This is a genomic window from Amycolatopsis sp. NPDC051106 (assembly GCF_040682775.1).
Lineage (GTDB): Bacteria > Actinomycetota > Actinomycetes > Mycobacteriales > Pseudonocardiaceae > Amycolatopsis.
The window spans coordinates 35552-52136 of the sequence record NZ_JBFBBQ010000043.1; the positions used below are offsets into that span (position 1 = coordinate 35552).

General features: G+C 71.3%; 17 protein-coding genes. 6 read left to right on the plus strand and 11 right to left on the minus strand.

All coding sequences use genetic code 11. The annotated features are described in order from the left end of the window. Positions 1-94: 94 nt before the first annotated feature. The gene (locus AB0M83_RS28395) at positions 95-433 is read left to right on the plus strand and encodes a hypothetical protein (RefSeq protein WP_364521442.1); all 339 of its coding nucleotides are present in this window, start codon (positions 95-97) and stop codon (positions 431-433) included. Between the two features lie 95 nt (positions 434-528). Here AB0M83_RS28395 and AB0M83_RS28400 read toward each other — a convergent pair whose 3' ends face one another. From AB0M83_RS28400 to AB0M83_RS28420, 5 genes are all read right to left on the minus strand, one after another. Beyond that, positions 529-1548, minus strand: coding sequence for a hypothetical protein (locus AB0M83_RS28400; protein WP_364521443.1), 1020 nt, complete (start codon positions 1546-1548; stop codon positions 529-531). Beyond that, positions 1535-3706: a xanthine dehydrogenase family protein molybdopterin-binding subunit gene (locus AB0M83_RS28405; protein WP_364521444.1), complete on the minus strand. Its 2172-nt coding sequence runs from the start codon at positions 3704-3706 to the stop codon at positions 1535-1537. The genes AB0M83_RS28400 and AB0M83_RS28405 overlap by 14 nt, the downstream gene beginning before the upstream one ends. Next, a complete protein-coding gene (locus AB0M83_RS28410; RefSeq protein ID WP_364521445.1) occupies positions 3703-4701 on the minus strand; it encodes a xanthine dehydrogenase family protein subunit M in 999 nt (332 codons plus the stop codon). Before AB0M83_RS28410 ends, AB0M83_RS28405 begins: the two co-directional genes overlap by 4 nt. Then, entirely contained in the window at positions 4701-5183 is a 483-nt protein-coding gene (locus AB0M83_RS28415; RefSeq protein WP_364521446.1) for a (2Fe-2S)-binding protein, read from the minus strand. The genes AB0M83_RS28410 and AB0M83_RS28415 overlap by 1 nt, the downstream gene beginning before the upstream one ends. Positions 5184-5246: 63 nt before the next feature. After that, entirely contained in the window at positions 5247-6128 is an 882-nt protein-coding gene (locus tag AB0M83_RS28420) for an AraC family transcriptional regulator (RefSeq protein WP_364521447.1), read from the minus strand. 93 nt (positions 6129-6221) lie between these two features. Between AB0M83_RS28420 and AB0M83_RS28425 the strand changes: the two genes are divergently transcribed. Next, the gene (locus tag AB0M83_RS28425) at positions 6222-6695 is read left to right on the plus strand and encodes a MarR family transcriptional regulator (protein ID WP_364521448.1); all 474 of its coding nucleotides are present in this window, start codon (positions 6222-6224) and stop codon (positions 6693-6695) included. Positions 6696-7228: 533 nt separating this feature from the next. On the opposite strand, the gene AB0M83_RS28430 is transcribed toward AB0M83_RS28425, so the two are convergent. Beyond that, on the minus strand, positions 7229-8656 hold the full coding sequence (locus tag AB0M83_RS28430; RefSeq protein ID WP_364521449.1) for a DUF222 domain-containing protein: 1428 nt from the start codon (positions 8654-8656) through the stop codon (positions 7229-7231). 406 nt (positions 8657-9062) lie between these two features. On the opposite strand from AB0M83_RS28430, the gene AB0M83_RS28435 reads away from it, so the two are divergent. Together AB0M83_RS28435 and AB0M83_RS28440 are read left to right on the plus strand one after the other, a co-directional pair. Further along, positions 9063-9947 (plus strand): helix-turn-helix transcriptional regulator, encoded by an 885-nt coding sequence (locus AB0M83_RS28435; RefSeq protein ID WP_364521450.1) that lies wholly within the window; start codon positions 9063-9065, stop codon positions 9945-9947. Next, entirely contained in the window at positions 9944-10726 is a 783-nt protein-coding gene (locus AB0M83_RS28440) for an SDR family NAD(P)-dependent oxidoreductase (RefSeq protein WP_364521451.1), read from the plus strand. The genes AB0M83_RS28435 and AB0M83_RS28440 overlap by 4 nt, the downstream gene beginning before the upstream one ends. Here the strand turns inward: AB0M83_RS28440 and AB0M83_RS28445 are convergent. From AB0M83_RS28445 to AB0M83_RS28455, 3 genes are all read right to left on the minus strand, one after another. Beyond that, positions 10714-11112 (minus strand): hypothetical protein, encoded by a 399-nt coding sequence (locus AB0M83_RS28445; RefSeq protein ID WP_364521452.1) that lies wholly within the window; start codon positions 11110-11112, stop codon positions 10714-10716. The genes AB0M83_RS28440 and AB0M83_RS28445 overlap by 13 nt on opposite strands. 69 nt (positions 11113-11181) lie before the next feature. Further along, positions 11182-11661 carry a universal stress protein gene (locus tag AB0M83_RS28450; RefSeq protein WP_364521453.1) on the minus strand — a complete coding sequence of 160 codons (480 nt, stop codon included), beginning with the start codon at positions 11659-11661 and terminating at the stop codon, positions 11182-11184. A gap of 11 nt (positions 11662-11672) precedes the next feature. Next, a complete protein-coding gene (locus tag AB0M83_RS28455; protein ID WP_364521454.1) occupies positions 11673-13244 on the minus strand; it encodes an MDR family MFS transporter in 1572 nt (523 codons plus the stop codon). A gap of 87 nt (positions 13245-13331) precedes the next feature. Here AB0M83_RS28455 and AB0M83_RS28460 point away from each other — a divergent pair, with 87 nt between their 5' ends. Next, positions 13332-13913 carry a TetR/AcrR family transcriptional regulator gene (locus AB0M83_RS28460; protein ID WP_364521455.1) on the plus strand — a complete coding sequence of 194 codons (582 nt, stop codon included), beginning with the start codon at positions 13332-13334 and terminating at the stop codon, positions 13911-13913. A gap of 142 nt (positions 13914-14055) precedes the next feature. Here AB0M83_RS28460 and AB0M83_RS28465 read toward each other — a convergent pair whose 3' ends face one another. After that, positions 14056-14652: a TetR/AcrR family transcriptional regulator gene (locus AB0M83_RS28465; RefSeq protein WP_364521456.1), complete on the minus strand. Its 597-nt coding sequence runs from the start codon at positions 14650-14652 to the stop codon at positions 14056-14058. A 120-nt stretch (positions 14653-14772) separates the two neighbouring features. Here AB0M83_RS28465 and AB0M83_RS28470 point away from each other — a divergent pair, with 120 nt between their 5' ends. Next, entirely contained in the window at positions 14773-15585 is an 813-nt protein-coding gene (locus AB0M83_RS28470; RefSeq protein WP_364521457.1) for an SDR family NAD(P)-dependent oxidoreductase, read from the plus strand. A gap of 13 nt (positions 15586-15598) precedes the next feature. On the opposite strand, the gene AB0M83_RS28475 is transcribed toward AB0M83_RS28470, so the two are convergent. Beyond that, the gene (locus AB0M83_RS28475) at positions 15599-16516 is read right to left on the minus strand and encodes an ABC transporter substrate-binding protein (protein ID WP_364521458.1); all 918 of its coding nucleotides are present in this window, start codon (positions 16514-16516) and stop codon (positions 15599-15601) included. Between the last annotated feature and the right edge of the window lie 69 nt (positions 16517-16585).

The window sequence follows — 16585 nt, forward strand, 5'->3', positions numbered from 1 at the left end:
TGGAGATCACGAGTGGGTGCGTTTACCCGGTCCGGGCCGGGGTAAACGTCCTTCGTTCAGGTTGCTCAGCTTCTTCCGCCCCAGGAGTCGTTTGATGACCAGCGTTTTGACCGGCGGTCTCGAGAGCGCCCGCGCCGTTCCGGTGCCGCGCCGCCGTCCGGTCACGCCCGACGCGCTCGCCGAGCTCGCCCGCCTCGCCGCGCTGGCGGAGCTCGCCCGGAGTTCGTCGCCCTCGCTCATGCACCACGCGATCCTCGCCGGCACCAGCCCCGCGACGGTGGCCGCCGCCGCGAAGCTCGACGTCGCCGAGGCGCACGTCCGGTGGCACGCGTGGGCCGAAACCGCGGTGGATCTCGACGAGTACCTGCGGGTGCACGCCGCTTTCGCCGAAGCCGTCATCGCCCGTCACGAAGCCTTCGAGGACGAACTGTGAAAACCCAAGAGACAACGCTGGCCGACCTCGAAGCCCTCGGCGACGCGGCCTCCGAACTGCTCCAGCAGATCACCGAGGAACTGGCGACCGTGGCGTCACGCCGCTGACTCGGCGGGCCAGCGGCGCCAGACCGCCACGTGCAGGATGACCGCGAGGCTGAGCGCGTTCAACGTCGTGTGCGTCGCCCACCCCGCGGCCAGCTGCTCCGGCACCCCGGCCCACCGCGCGACCTGCGGCAGTGCTGCGGACAGCGCCGTCGTCAGCAAGACCACCAGCACCAGAACGAGGCTGCGGCCCGGCAGCGGGGTCAGCCGGATCGCCGGCCACGCCTCGAACAGCATCGCCACCACGAGCACCGACGCGATCGCCGCGCCCGCGACCACCGCGATCCACTCCGGTTCCCACGCGAGCCGCACCACCGCGTAGGTGGCGAACCCGCAGCCGAGGACCGTGCCGTGCGCCGTCGCCAAGCGGACCGCGCGCCGCCGGATCCGGGCGAACGGCCAGCCGCGCAACGCCACGTACCAGACCATCTGCCAGGCGCCCAGCACGGCGAACCAGGCACCGTAGTCCTCGCCCGGCACCAGGCCGGTCCGCACCAGGCCCAGGTACACCGCCAGCCCCGCGACCCAGCACACCGCCAAGGCCGCCACGCCCGGCCAGCGTGCGCCGCGGCCCCGCAGCGGCCGGCCTTCCCCGACCAAGGTGAGCTGCAGCATCAGCGTGAAGATGCCCGCCGCGAGCGGCACGGCCGCCGTCCCGGTGACGGCCCGGCCGAGCAGCGTCAGCGCCGCTCCCCCGGCCACGACGAGCGCCGTGTCGGACAGGCCCGACCACCCGCCGCGCAGCAGGCTGCCCGGCCAGTCCTCCCACCAGAACGCGATCATCGCGACGATCGGCAGCGCGAACGTCACCGGCGGCCCGAGCACCTCGAGCGTGCGCGCCGGGCCGCCCACGCCCGCCGCGAGCAGCGCGGTCACCGGCAGGACGAACGCCAGCCCGATCAGCGCCCGCCGCGGCTGGTTCCGCCGCGCGTCGGCCAGCGCCTCCGGGCTCAGCGCGTCCGGCTTGCAGATCGCCGGGCGATCGTCCTCGAGCTGTCTAGAGGACGTCATCGAGGCGGATCGGCAGCCGGTGGTGGCGCTTGCCGGTGGCGTGGTGGACGGCGTTGGCCACGGCCGCCGCGACCCCGACCATCGCGACCTCGCCGAGCCCCTTCACCCCGACCGGGTTGAACAGCAGGTCCGGCTCGTCCACGAACGCGACGTCGATGCGGTGGACGTCGGCGTTGACCATGATCGGGTACTCCTCGAGCGTGGCGTTGAGGAAGCCGCCGAACCGGTCGTCGGCCAGGCTCTCCTCGCGCAGCGCCCCGCCGATGCCCCAGACCACGCCGCCGCGCACCTGGCTCGCCGCGGTCACCGGGCTCGCGACCCGGCCGCAGTCGACGACGCTGACCACACGCGGCACCCGGATCCGGCACGTCGTCGGCTCCACGCGGACCTCGACGAAGTGGGCGACCCAGCTGAACGTGCTGAACTCCGGGAAGACCGGGCCGGAGATGGCCAGGTGCCCGGCCTTCGCCTGGTCGAGCGCCTCGGGCGGCTGGCCGGGGCCGAGCGTGCTCACCTCGGCCTCGACCGGGTGCCCGGCGCGCTGGACGGCCGCGGCCACATCGACCTCGCCCGTGTCCGCGGCATTGAGGTGCTTGCGCAGCTCCCGCAGCCCGGCGTGGACGGCCGGCAGGGCGCTCGCCGTCCCCCACGAACCCGCGGTGAGGTGCTGCGCCGCGAACCGCGTGTCGCCGACCCGCACTTCGACGTCGCTCGTCGGGATGCCGAGGTCCCCGGACACGAGCAGCGCGATCGCCGACCGGATGCCCTGGCCCATTTCGTGGCCGTCGACGCCGACCGTCACGCAGCCGTCCGCGCCGGCGGTGAGGTGCGCGACGGCGGGCACGATGCTGCCCGGGTAGTTGCCCGCGGCGACACCCCAGCCGACGAACGACCCGTCGTCGGCCCGCATCGAGCGGGGCTCCGGGTTCCGGGCCGCCCAGCCGAACTCCTCGGCGCCGCGACGGAGGCATTCGGCGAGGAACCGGGTGGAGAACGGCCGCCCGGTCACCGGGTCCGTCATCGTGTCGTTGGCCAGCCGCAGCGCGACCGGGTCCTGGCCGGTGGCGTAGGCCAGTTCGTCGACGGCCGACTCGAAGGCGAACGTCGCCGAGCTCTCGAATGGCGCCCGCATGTAGCCCGGGGTCTGCACGTCGGTCTGGACGAGACGGTGCCGGCCGCGGAACGCCGGGAAGCCGTAGAGCCGCGAGGTGATCTCGGTGTGCATCGCCGGGAACAGGTCGTGCCGGGACGTCTGCTGGTCGACCTCGTGCACGGCGGCGAAGATCTTGCCGGTCTCGTCCGCGCCGAGGCGCACGCGGTGGCGCGTCGCCGGGCGAAAGCTCCCGTTGTGGAACGTCTGGGTGCGGGCCAGCACGAGCTTGACCGGCCGCCCGAGGCGCCGCGCCACCAGGGCGAGCGGGCCGAGGTGCGGCTGCAGCGAGTTCTTCTGGCCGAAGCCGCCGCCGACGTACGGCGAGCGCACCTCGATGTTCGCGGCGTCGATGCCCAGCTGCTGGGCGAGCCCGAACCGGACGGCGGCCGCGTTCTGGGTGCCCTCGTGCACGACGAGGGTTTCCCCGTGCCATTCGACGACCGCGCCGTTCAGCTCCATCGGCACGGCGTGCTGCGCCGCGTACTCGTAGGTGCTGTCGATCCGGACCGGGCTCGCGTCGACCGCCGCGTCCGCGTCGCCGACCTTGATGTCGGCGAGGAACGGCAGCGGGATCGCTTCTTCCTGGACCAGGGTGGTCGCGCCCTCGGCGTCGAGGTGGACGGCGAAGGGCTCGGTCTCGTACTCGGCGGTGACGAGCTCGGCCGCCTCGGTGGCGGCGACCAGGGTCTCCGCGACGATCAGGGCGATCGGCTGCCCGCGGTAGGCGATGTGGTCGTCCACCAGCGGCTGCAGGCTCTGGAACGCGAACCCGCCGCCCATGATGAACCCGGCGCCGCCCAGCTCTTCGGCGTCGAAGCGAGTCACGGCGAGCAGGACGCCGGGCACGGCTTCGGCCGCTGCGGTGTCCACCCGGGACACCCGGCCGCGGCCGATCCGGGCCAGGGCGAGCGTCGCGTAGGCGACGCCCTCGGGAACGCGGTCGGTCCCGTAGGCGGCCTGGCCGGTGACCTTTTCGTAGGCGTCCACACGGCGGGTGTCGGTCATCGGGTGGCCCTCTCCGCGGCGATGCGCACGGCGTCGGCGACGGTGCGGATGCCCAGCTCGACTCGGAATCCGTTGTAAGTGCCGGGACGCGCGCCGGCGAAGGCGACTTCCCCGGCGTGCCGGGCGGCCTCGGGCGTCAGCGGTGCTCCCCTCAGGGTCCGTTCGGCGTCTTCGGCGCGCCACGGACGGGTGGCGACGCCGCCGAGCGCGATCCGGCAGTCCCCGATCACGCCGTCCTCGACGGTCATTGCGACCGCGGCCGAGGCGAGCGCGAAGGCGTAGGACTCGCGGTCGCGGATCTTCAGGTAGGTGGAGCCGCGGCCGGCAGGTGTCGCGGGGACCCGGATGCGCAGGATGAGCTCGCCGGGGTCCAGGGTGTGCTCGCGCGTCGGGTCGTCGCCCGGCTCGACGTGCAGCTCCGCCAGGGGAACCGTGCGCTCGCCGCGGGGGCCGACGACGTCGACGACCGCGTCGAAGGCGAGCAGCGCCACGGCCCAGTCGCCGGGGTAGGTGGCAATGCACGCGTCCCCGGCGCCGAGCAGCGCGTGAGTCCGATCGTGGCCTCCGAGCGCGGCGCAGCCACTGCCGGGTTCGCGCTTGTTGCAGGGGAACTCCGCGCCGCCGCGGAAGTAGCCGCAGCGGGTGCGCTGCAGCAGGTTCCCGCCGACGCTGGCCATGTTGCGCAGCTGCTGCGACGCGGCCCGCCAGAGCGACTCGGACAGGGCGGGGTACGCGTCGCGGACGACCGGGTGGTCGGCGACGTCGGCCATCCGGGCACCGGCACCGAAGACCAGTTCGTCGTCGCGGGTCTCGATGGTGTTCAGCTCGGGCAGCCGGTGCACGTCGACGACGGCGGGCGGGGTTTCGATGCCGAGCTTCATGAGGTCGTAGAGCGTGGTGCCGCCGGCGAGCACCTTGGTGCCGGGTGCGGCGTCGCGAAGGGCGTCGACGGCGTCGGCGAGGCTGGTGGGCGCGAGGTAGGCGAAGGGACGCATCAGCCTTCCTTCGCTTCGGCCGCTTGCCGGACGGCGGCGACGATGCCGACGTAGGCCCCGCAGCGGCAGAGGTTGCCGCTGAGGTACTCGCGGACCTGGTCGTCGTCTCCCGCGTGGCCTTCGGCGATGCACGCGAGGCCGGACATGATCTGGCCGGGCGTGCAGTAGCCGCACTGCAGGGCGTCGTGGTCGACGAAGGCCTGCTGCAGCGGGTGCAGCGTGCCGCCGGGGCCGGCCACGCCTTCGATGGTGGTGACGTCCTGCCCGGCGGCCTGCACGGCGGGGGTCAGGCAGGAGACCACGCGCCGCCCGCCGAGGTGCACGGTGCAGGCGCCGCAGTGGCCCTGGTCGCAGCCCTTCTTGGTGCCGGTCAGGCCGAGCCGTTCCCGCAGCACGTCGAGCAGCGATTCGCGGGGATCCAGCTCGAGACTGACGGCCTCGCCGTTCACGGTCGCTTCGACGGTGGTTTCTGGAGTGGACACGCGGCGACGCTAGCCCCGCGCGGGACCGGGGCGCTTTCCCGTGGTTGCTGCCGGGGACGTCGTTTATTGCTGGTGCCGCACCGTGGTCCGGTATCCGGAGGGCGAAAGTCCGATTTGGGCCCGGAACGCCGAAGCGAACCGGGACGGCGTCGCGAATCCGCACGTCTGCGCGATTTCCGTGACGGAAAGCTCGCCGCGCTCCAGGTGCCGGCAGGCCCGTTCGACCCGGACGCGGGTCAGGAACCGGTACGGCGTCTGGCCGGTCGCCGCCTTGAAGACGCGCAAGAAGTGGAACGGGCTCAGCTCCGCGACGGCGGCCATGTCCGCCAGCGTCAGCGGGAGGTGGTGGTTTTCCCGGATGAACTGCACCGCCCGGCGCGTCCGCAGTTCGTCGCGCCCGAGCGCGCGGGGCGGCGGCGCCTCGGCGTGGCGGGTCAGCAGGTGGACGGCGAGGAAGGTGGCGGCCGACTCGGCGTAGAGCTCGTCGGCACCGGCGAGGGCGGCGGCTTTGAGCGCTTCCACGACGGACGCGAGCACGGGATCTTCGACGGCGAGCGCGTCCGGCCGGCCGAGCCGGGTGGCGTCCCGGCCCCAGAGGTCGAGGGCGGTGCGGTCGATCAGGCTCCCCGGGAGGTGCACATGCGTCGTCTGAAGCCGATCCGTTCCGCACCAGCGGATCCGCGTGGGATGCCCGGGCGCGGTCATGCCGATCGAGCCGGGCCGGTAGTCCGCCCGCCGCCAATGCGCGCCGTGCAAGGATTCGATCGTCGTGGTCCCCTGGCTCACGACCACGATCGTCTGGTGGCTGACGGGCGGCAGATCGAGTTCGGCTTCTTCGGCGTTGTCCAGCATCCGCACGAGCACGGCGGACCAGCCGTTGTCGCGGCGGCTGCACAGCCGTACGCGGGCAGCGGCCCCGGGATCGAAGGTCAACGCCTCGGACACACGTCTCCACGGTGGGCTCCGGCCGAATACCGACGTGTCGACACTAACAGCCTGTTTCTTCGGGACGTTCGAATTTGAACTAGGGTCGCTGGCATGGGCGGCTTGAGCACCGAGGAGCAGCGAGCATGGACGGCCCTCCGGACGACGTACGCCCTGCTGCACCAGCGCATGGACCAGCAGCTCAAGCGCGACTCGGGCTTGTCCCACCTGCAGTACGAGATCTTGGCCAGGTTGGCGTCGGCCCCGGAGCGTGAGCTGCGGATGGCCGAGCTGTCGTGCGCGGTGGCCAATTCCAAGAGCGGATTGACGTACCAGATCGACCGGCTCTTGGAGGCGGGGTTGGTTTGTCGGCGGACGTGTCCGGGTGATGTGCGGGCGGTGTACGCGGTGTTGACCGACGAGGGCGCGGACCGGCTGGCGCGGGCGGAGCCGGGGTATGTCGGGTTGGTGCGGGAGTTGCTGGTGGGTGTGTTGACTCCGGAGCAGCTGCGGGCGGTGGCTGAGGGGCTTGGTGAGGTGAACCGTCGGATGCAGGATTCCGGGGACTTCGGTGAGTCGCTCGGGTGATTCGTAGTTGCCGGGTTTCCGCAGCTTTGTGACGGCTGGCTTTGGGGCTTGCCGGGTGCGGGCGAATTTGCGCCTGCTGAAGACGGATGGATCGTGGTGGCCGGTCAGCGTGCTTGTGCCGGCTTCACGAGCATGGGACTTGGCGCCGGTGGCGGTGGATGCGGCGGCGGGCGGGCCGACGCGACTGTGGCGGGCGCATCGAGCTGGGAAGGCCGCGGTAGCCAGGCCTTGCGCAGCGGCCTCGACCGCAAAGCGCTGACCGCGATGGGAAGACTTGCGGCGACGGTGGCGGTGGCCACGGATGCGTAGCGACTGGGGCGGGGCAACTCCTGCAGCAACGGTGAAGGCGGAATTCCGTCATTGTCACGATTACTTGGCTCGGCTCGCAGGTGCCGGGCGTGACCGGGTTGGGCACAGCCGTCCCCTCGGGCGGGATGCTGCGCGCTCTGTAAGGGAAGTCAATAGCCGTCGTGCTGTGACCTGGGCATGGGTGTAAGCCCGTAGCCGGTTGGCTGCGGGCCTTCCCCATATGTTCACGCCGCGAATGGGAGTGGTTGGTGGAGGTTGTTGCGCCTGGGTTTTCGGCGTTTGTCCAGGAACACCGGGGGCAGGAACTCCGGTAGGCCGTCGGCGGCGATGCGGACTTGCCAGCCGGAACGATGCAGGAGCCGGTGGTGGTGGGCGCACAGCAGGACCAGGTTGCCCAGCTCGGTCGGGCCGCCATCAGCCCAGTGGCGGGGTGGGCGGTGGCAGCCGGGGAAGGCGCAGCCGCGGTCGCGCAGGTAGAGCGCGTGGCGGAGTGGGGTGGAGTTTAGGCGGTGGCGGCGGCCCAGGTCGAGGGGTTCGCTCTTGGTGCCGAGGACGGCGGGAATGAGCATGCAGTCGCAGGCGTGGATGCGGGCTTCGGCGGCGGAGATGGTGCCGAGGTCGCCGAGGAGGGCCCGGCCGACTCCGACCTTGGGCTCAGCGTCGAGGGCGGCTTGACGGGCGGCGATCTTAGGTGTGGTGCCGGTGTTGCGGAGGGTGTACGCACCGCCGGACTTCGGCATGGTGCCGGTAACACCGTAGGTTGCCGGACCGGCAGCGGAGGTGGCTGCGGTGCCGGTGTTGCCGAAGGCGGCCGGAGCGGCAGCGGAGGTGGTTCGGGTGTCGTCGAACATGGTCTGGCCGATGCTCGACTTCAGGTCTGCCAACGACACCGCGACCATCACGTGGGCTCGTTCGCCGGCCTGCATCGGCAGGTCTGGGGAGTTGTAAGCCAGGTCGATCGCGTCGGAGAAGGCGTCGCCGTAGCGTTCCAACGGCGAGCGTAAGTCCGGGCCCTCGTCGGTGCTGTGGCGCTCGGCGAGGGAGTCGAACAGGGCGCTGGCTCGGGCGCCGGTCTCATCGTCGAACCGGCCGTTCAACTCCCAAAACCCGGTTCTCTTGCGACGCAACGACAACTCACGACTGGGCTTGGCCGGTTCGGTCTCGTCGGGTGCAGCGCCATCAGGATCGAGGTGGGCCAGAATGCGTGCACCCAGAGCCGCGACTTGTTTGTGCCCGGCCTCGGAGGCGAACGTGAGCAGGTGCTGCTCGGCGCCGTCGCGGTGCTCGGGTGGGACCTGGGTCATCACCCTGACGATCGTGTCGATCATCGGGCTGCTCAACCGACCCTCCGCAGCGGCAGCGCCGGTGGCGGGAGCAACAGCGGCAATGGGCGTGCCGTCGAGGGTGCGGCCCGGGGTGAGGGCGCGGGCTCGCTTGACCACAATCTCGGCAGCGGACTTGGGAACGTCGGCGAGGTGCTCGAAGAGCCGCGCCACAGAACGGTATCCGAAGAGTTCCATCACACCGCGCGACTCGATCTCCGCCAGCAGAGAACCGATCTCAGCCTCGGCAGACCGCACAACAGTGAGCAGCGCGGAGACACGGTCGGCCAGAGCCACCGCATCCGCTTGCCACACCGTTTCCCTGTCCATACAACAAGATTACCGAAGATCGAACGTATGTCATCACTCGAAAGGGTGCGAACAAGACCTCGGCAGGGACACCGTTGCGTGGGGAATCGGCGCTCCGGCACCGAGCGGTAAGCAAGTACAAGAAGCGCCGATTTCCCACGCCCCGGCGAAGCCGCATCCCTAAAAAGCGAGTTCCTTCATGACATTCCAAGCAGAGCGCCACCGCGGCGGGCAAGGCGTCCAGCTAGCGCGGGAGCAGGTCCGGCGCGAGCACCGGCCCACCTCCTCGCCTCCCCCGCCAGTACACAGTGGACCGAAGCCCAGCGCACCAAAGGAACGCAGAAGCGGCAGTTCCGAGTGCAGGCCCCAGCACTCCTGGGAGTGACAGGACCAGGCACGGACACCCGCCCCGACCTACAGTCGAAGCATGACCGATGAGCCGAACCTCCTGGGCGATCACCTGCGCGCCCGTCGTGAGCTGCTCACCCCCGCGCAGGCGGGCCTTCCCGTCACCGGCGTCCGACGAGTCCCGGGGCTGCGCCGGGAAGAGGTCGCGATGCTGGCCGGCATCAGTGCCGATTACTACCTTCGCCTGGAGCAGGGTCGCGACCGCAACCCGTCGAGGTCGGTCCTCGAGTCGCTGGCGCGTGTTCTGCAGCTGGACGACGACACCACCGCGTACCTCATCGGCCTCACCGAGGCGACGGCGAAGCCACGCCGCTCGCGGCGGCGGGCGCGGAAGGAGACCGTTCCGGCGAGCACGGTCAAGTTCCTGGCGGCGCTGTCGCTCCCCGCGTTCGTCGAGGGCCGCTATCTCGACGTGCTGGCGGCCAACCCGCTCGCCGCCGCGATCTCGCCCCGGCTCGTCGCGGGGGCCAACCGGCTGCGCGACGTCTTTCTCGACCCGGCCGAGCGCGAGCTCTTCGCCGACTGGGAACTCGCCACGCGCGCGCTGGTCGCCGGCTTCCGGCAGGCCGTCGGCACCGAGACCGACGACCCACGGTTCATCGAGCTGGTCGGTGAGCTTTCGCTGGCCAGTCCCCGGTTCCGGGAGCTGTGGGCCCGCCACGACGTCGCGAACCGGCGGGGCGCGACCGTGCGGTTCGACCACCCGGTGGTCGGCGAACTGGTGCTGAACCGGGAGAAGCTCCTCGTCAGCGAGGCGCCGGGGCTCGTGCTCGCCGTCTACCACCCCGACCCCGGCACGGACGCCGCGGACAAGCTCGCCCTCCTGGGCTCCGCGGCCCTGCCGCCGGCCACCGCCCATACGACCACTGCCCGTACGACCACCGAACAGGACAACAACGCATGAGCAAGCTCGCCCTCGTCACCGGCGCCACCTCCGGCATCGGGCAGGCGTTCGCCGAACGCCTCGCCGCCGACGGCCACGACCTGGTGATCGTCGGCCGGCGGCAGGAGCGCCTCGACGAGTTCGCCGCCGCCCACACCGACGTGAAGGTCCGCGTCGTCGCGGCCGACCTCTCCACCGACGAAGGCATCGACGCCGTCGCGGAGATCGCCGCCACCGAGCCGCTCGACCTGCTGGTGAACAACGCCGGTGTCGCGCACTACATGCCGCTGGCCGACCTGCCCGCCGCCAAGGCCCGGGAACTGGTCAAGGTCAAGGTGCTGGCCCCGACGATGCTCGCCCGCGCGGCCGTCGCGGGCATGCGGGAACGCGGCACCGGCACCATCGTCAACGTGGCCGGCATGATCGCGTTCAGCGGACCGGCACCGCACGCACAGATGCCCCGCCGCGCGGTCTACGCGGGCTCCCTCGCCCACCTGGTCACGCTTTCCCAGACCCTGAGCGCCGAACTCGAAGGAACCGGTGTCCGGGTCCAGGTCGTGTGCCCGGGCGTGGTCGCGACGGAGTTCCACGAGCGCCAGGGCATGGATCTGAGCGCGATCCCCCGGATGAGCGCGGCCGACGTCGTCTCCGCGTCGTTGCGCGGCCTGGAACTCGGCGAGGTCGTCTGCGCCCCCGGCGTCGAGGACACCGGCCTCCTCGACGCCGTGTTCCGGGCCGAGCTGGCCGCTTTCGGGGGCCAGGGCACGGAGCTCGCCGGCCGGTACCGTCAGATTTCGTAGGTGACCAGCGCGAGCCCGACGTTGAGGCTCTTGACCCGGATCTCCAGGAGCGACAACGTGTTCGCGGGCCAGCTCACCCGCCCCGTGGCGCCCTTGCCACAGCCCAGGGACTGCCACGGGCGTTCCTCGCGCACGCTGCCCATCCGGCCGTCCACGCAGGCGCGCTGCTGCGTGCCCGGCTCCACGAACCAGGTGACCTCGAGGTACCCGCGCCACTGCGGTGGGCTGGTGAAGCTGCACGGCTTGGACACCGCGCCCCACTTCGCGGGGAAGCCCACCGCGTTGCCGCGGCAGAAGACGTCCGCGCGCGTGGACGCGGCCGCCGGGACCGACGACGACACGAGCGCGAGCAAGGCGACGACCAGGACTGCCCAAGATCGTTTCATGGTTCGAGGCTAGCGCCGGGGTGCGTCTTTCCCTGTCACTCGAACGGTTCTTTCTCCGGCCCCGACGGGTCAGGGCACCACCAGCACCGGCCAGTGGCCCGTCCTGATGAGCTTCGTCGCCACCGAGCCCGCGAACCGGTGGCCCGCCTGCTGGGACGCGCCGACCACCACCGTGTCGGCCTGGCAGCGGTCGGCCGTGTCGCGCAGTGCCGTGTACGGGTCGCCGTACGTCTTGACCAGCATCACCGGCACCCGCAGTTCCTCGGCCGCGTCGCGCATCTGGTCGCGCAGCTCGGCGAACAGGTGCGTCGCCGTGTCGTGTTCCAGCACCGTGGCCACCGCCGGGCGCAGCGGGGCCAGCGGTGGCGGGCACGCCACGAAGACGACGATGAGCCGGCTGCCCTCGCGGCGAGCCATGCCGAACGCGAACGCCGCCGCCCGCATGGCCGTGTCCGTGCCGTCGACCCCGGCCAAGATGGCCCGCGCCGGGACATCGCGGCGCGGGCCGAACCTCTCCACAGTGGACTCGAAGGTCCCGGGTCCGCCCATCGCCGGCTCTCCTACCCCACCACCGCGTCGGACGCCGCCGGCTCGTCCGCCTTCTGCGGCACGTCGATGGTGGTGCGCAAGGTGATCGGCTTGAGCAGCAGCGCCGCGATCACCCCGACCACGGCCACCGCCGCGGAGATCAGGAAGATGTGCGCGGTCGCGTCGCCGTAGACGGTGTGCACGACCGCCTGCACCTCGGGCGGGAGCGCCTTGAGGTTCAGCGCGCTGACCCCGCCCGTCGACGCCTGCCCCGCCGGCACGTGCAGCGCCGCGGCCAGGTCGGCGGAGACGCGGTTCGCCAGGACCGCCCCGAGCACCGAGACGCCGATGGTACCGCCGAGCGAACGGAAGAACGTCACCGACGCGCTCGCCGAGCCGAGGTCCCGCAGGGGCACGTCGTTCTGGACCGCGAGCACGAGGTTCTGCATCGTCATGCCGACCCCGATGCCGACGACGGCCATCGCGACGCCGACGATCCACAGCGGCGTGGCGTGGTCGACCATGCCCAGCCCGAGGAAGCCGAGCACCAGGATCACCGCGCCGGAAACGATGTACGGCTTGATCTTGCCGGTGCGGCTGATCAGCCGCCCGGACACCGTCGAGGACACGAGCACGCCCGCCATCATCGGCATCGTCAGCAGGCCGGCTTCGGTGGGCGTGTACCCGCGGCCGATCTGGAAGTACTGGCCGAGGAACACCGCGCCGCCGAACATCGCCATGCCGACCGCGAGGCTCGCGATGATCGCCAGCGCGGGCGTCCGCTGGACGACGATCTGCAGCGGCACCACGGGTTCGCGGACCTTCTTCTCGACCACCACGGCGACCGCGAGCAGCACGAGCCCGGCCGCCACCATGACGGCGGTCTGCCACGACAGCCAGTCGAAGGTGTTGCCGACGAACGAAACCCAGATCAGCAGCACGCTCACGCCGGCGGCGATCAGGCCGGCACCGAGGTAGTCGACGCGGACGTTCTCCCGGCGCACGGTCTCCAGCTTCAGCGTGCGCTGCAGCACGACGAACGCGAGCACCGCGATCGGCACGCCGACGAAGAAGCACCAGCGCCAGCCCAGCCACGGCACGTCCACGATCAGGCCGCCCAGCAGCGGGCCGCCGACGGTCGCGACCGCCATGACGGCGCCGAGGTAGCCGTTGTACCGGCCGCGTTCCCGCGGCGGGATGATCGCCGCGATCACGACCTGGACCAGCGCCTGCAGGCCGCCGACGCCGATGCCCTGGAACGCCCGCGCGGCGATCAGCTGCCCGGTGTCCTGGCTGAAGCCGCTGATCATGGAGCCGGCGACGAAGATCACGATCGCGACCTGGACCAGCGTCTTCTTGTTGAACAGGTCGGCGAGCTTGCCCCAGATCGGGGTGGTGGCCGTGGCGGCCAGCAGCGTGGCCGTGACGACCCAGGTGTACTGCGTCTGGGTGCCGTTCAGCGAGCCGATGATCAGCGGCAGCGACGTCGAGACGACGGTCGAGCTGATCATGGCCACGAACAGCGCGAGCAGCAGCCCGGACAGGGACTCGAGCACCTCGCGGTGCCGCATCGACCCGGACGAGCCGGTTCTTTCGGACTTCATGGCATCCTTTCGCACGTTCCGGACCATCATTGCTCACTGAGCAAACTTGCACAATGGGCAATTTGTTCCGGCGGCTACGCTGAGCGCATGGACGCCCTCGACACGCTGCGCACCCGCAAGAAGGCGGCGACGCGGCAGTCGTTGCACGAGGCCGCGCTGCACCTGGCGGTCGAGCGCGGGCTGGACGGGGTGACGGTCGAGGACATCGCCGACGCGGTGGGCGTCTCCCGCCGAACGTTCTCCAACTACTTCACGAACAAGGAAGACGCGATCCTGCACGCCGACCGCGAGCGGACCCGCGTGCTCGTGTCCCTGGTCGAAAACCGGCCGGCCGACGAGGAGCCGTGGCAGGCACTGCGCACGGCGAGCCGCGAGCTGTACCACGGACGGGCGGTCCCCGACCGCGAATGGGTGGCGCAGCTGCGCCTGCTGCGGCGGCACCCGACGCTGCTCGCCCAGCAGGCCGGCGACCAGATCACCCTGGAGCGCGACCTGGCCGCGGTGCTGGTCGCCCGGGGCCACGGCCTCGAGGAAGCCCTGGCCCGCCTCATGACGGCGACGTTCCTGGCGGCGGCGCGCACGGCGAGCGTGCTGTGGCTGGAAGACTCGGCGGAACGCTCCCTGCCCGACCTCGTCGACGAGCTGCTGGGCCGGGTCGGCTTCCACTGAGGACGAAGACACTCCGGCGCCGCCGCGGCTCGAGCGCCGCGCCGCGGGGATAGAGCCGGCAACCCAGGAGCCCGCACGGGCATCGCCCGGCCACGAGCGGAACGCTCCCGGCGCGGCGCAAACCGGCGCGAGCGCCGCCGAGCTACGGGCGGAAGGCCTTCAGCGCCGCCGCCACCAAAGCGTCCGCGTAGCTCTCGGTCAGCGGGCCGGTGCGCAGCAGCCACCGTTGGTACAGCGGCGCGTAGAGCACTTCGAGCATCAGGTCCAGGTCGGCGTCGGGGGCCAGCTGGCCCGCCCGCTGAGCGCTGCGCAACCGGTCCTTCTTCGCTTCGTCGACCGGGGCGGCCAACCGCTCGCGGTAGAGCGCGGCCAGCTCCGGGTCGTTCGCGATCTCCGTGTTGAGCGCACGGATCGGCGCCTCGAACGCCGGATCGGCGAACTCGGCGACCGTCGCGCGCATGATCAGGCGCAGGTCGGCTTCCAGGTCACCGGTGTCGGGCAGTGCGGCGACCTCGCCCGACGGGTCCGCGCTCAGTTCCAGGACCGAGTCGAACACGACCGCGCCCTTGGCCGGCCACCACCGGTAGATCGTCTGCTTGCCGACGCCGGCGCGGGCGGCGATGGCGTCGATCGACACCTTGGCGTAGCCGAGCTCGACGATCAGCTCGCGGGTCGCCGCGAGGATCGCCCGGCGGGACCGCTCGCTGCGCCGGGCGGCGTCGGGCTTCTTGGTGACCATGGCGACAGCCTAGCGCGCCGCGAGACGAACCGTTTCGTCTTGACACGCGGTCAGGAGAAGTCCACACTTGTCCTCGCAAGACGAGACGGTTCGTCTCGTGGACATCAAGGGGGTTGCGCCATGTCGGCCACCGATGGTCAGGTCTGGTTCGTCACCGGGGCTTCGCGCGGTCTGGGCCGGGCGATCGCCGAAGCCGCGCTGGCGGCCGGGCACCGCGTGGTCGCGGCGTCCCGGACAAAGGGCATGCTCGGCGACAGCCATCCCGGTCGGCTCGTGCACATCCCGCTGGACGTCACCGACCGCGCGGCCGTGTTCGACGCGGTGAAGCACGCGGCCGCCGTCTTCGGCGGGCTCGACGTCGTCGTCAACAACGCCGGGGTGATGCTCTACGGGATGGTCGAGGAGGCCACCGAAGAGCAGGTCCGGGCGCACTTCGACGTCAACTTCTTCGGCGCGGTCTGGGTTGCCCAAGCCGTGCTCCCCCACCTCAAGGGCGGCGGACGGCTGCTGCAGGTGACGTCGATGGGCAGCGGCGGCGGAATGGCGTCAGTCGGGTTCTACGGCGCCGGCAAGGCGGCGCTGGACGCGCTGACCGAGGCGCTGGCCATGGAAGTGGAACGCTTCGGCGTGCGCGTGACGAACCTTCAGATGGGCGGCTACGCCACCGAGCTCTTCACGAGCGGCACGACGACCACCGCCCCCGATCCCGCCTACCAGGAGCTACGGAAGGAGCTCGAGGAGATGTGGGGTGATGACGCCGGTCCGGCACCGGAGACGGCCGCACCGGTCGTGCTGCGCGTCGCGGCACTGGACGACCCGCCGCGCCGGCTCGTCGTCGGCGGCGCGTCGTTCGAAATGGTCCAGGAGCTGGCCCGGCTGCGTGCGGAGCAGTACGCGAAGTGGGAAGACCTCAGCCGGCAGGCACCCGGCTGAGGTCTTCCGCGGCTCAGACCAGGCCCTGCTGCGCCAGCCAGTCCTTCGCCACGTCCGCGGCCTTCTCGCCGTCGGAGTCGACGCGCTTGTTCAGGTCGCGCATCCCTTCCGTCGTGAGCTTCGCGCTGACCGCGTTGACGGCGGCCGCGAAGTCCGCTCCGCGCTCGTCGAGGACCTTCTTGGTCACCGCCGGGACCACGTTCTCGGTCGGCACCATGGCCAGGTCGTCCTTCAGCGCGACGTACTTCGGGTCGCCGGCCTGCGGGCTCACCGAGTCGACCGGGATGACCGTGACGGCCCCGGAGTCGAGCTGCTGCACCCGCGGCCCGAGCTCCTGGACGGTCTGGAACGTCGCGTTCGTCAGCTTGTAGACGTCCGTGAGGCCCTTGAAGCACGTCAACCGCTTCTCGCACTCCGGGCCACCGGCCAGGACGACCTTGTCGAGCTTCTTCAGGTCGCTGATGGACGCGAGGCCCTTCGACTGCGCGAGGTCGGCCTTGACGATGTAGGTGTTCTTGTCCTCCGCCGCCGCGTAGTCCAGCAGCGAGACGCCGCTGGGCTCGAGCAGCTTGGCCAGCTGCTCGTGCTCGCCCTTGGCGTCCTTCACCGGGTCCGCACCGAACCCGGCGGCGATCGCCGAGCCCTGGTACTCCGGGATGAACTGCAGCTCACCGGACTTCAGCGACGGGTAGATCAGCTCCCGCGAGCCCAGGTTCAGCTTCCGCGTCACCGGGTAGCCCTTGGCCTCCAGCGCCTGCGCGTAGATCTCCGCGAGGATCTGGCTGTCGGTGAAGTTGAAGGACGCGACGACGATCGGCGCCCCGCCCTTGCCCGCCGCGGCGGGCTTGTCGTCCCCGCCGCCGCACGCCGTCAGGCCCAGAGCGGCCACCGCCACCAGCGCGGCCACTCGGATGTTCCGGGTCCAGCCCACGTCCCACACTCCTCAGTCAAAATCGGACGGTCAGGACCCTAGCCAGCCCCACCGACAGAAACCACATAC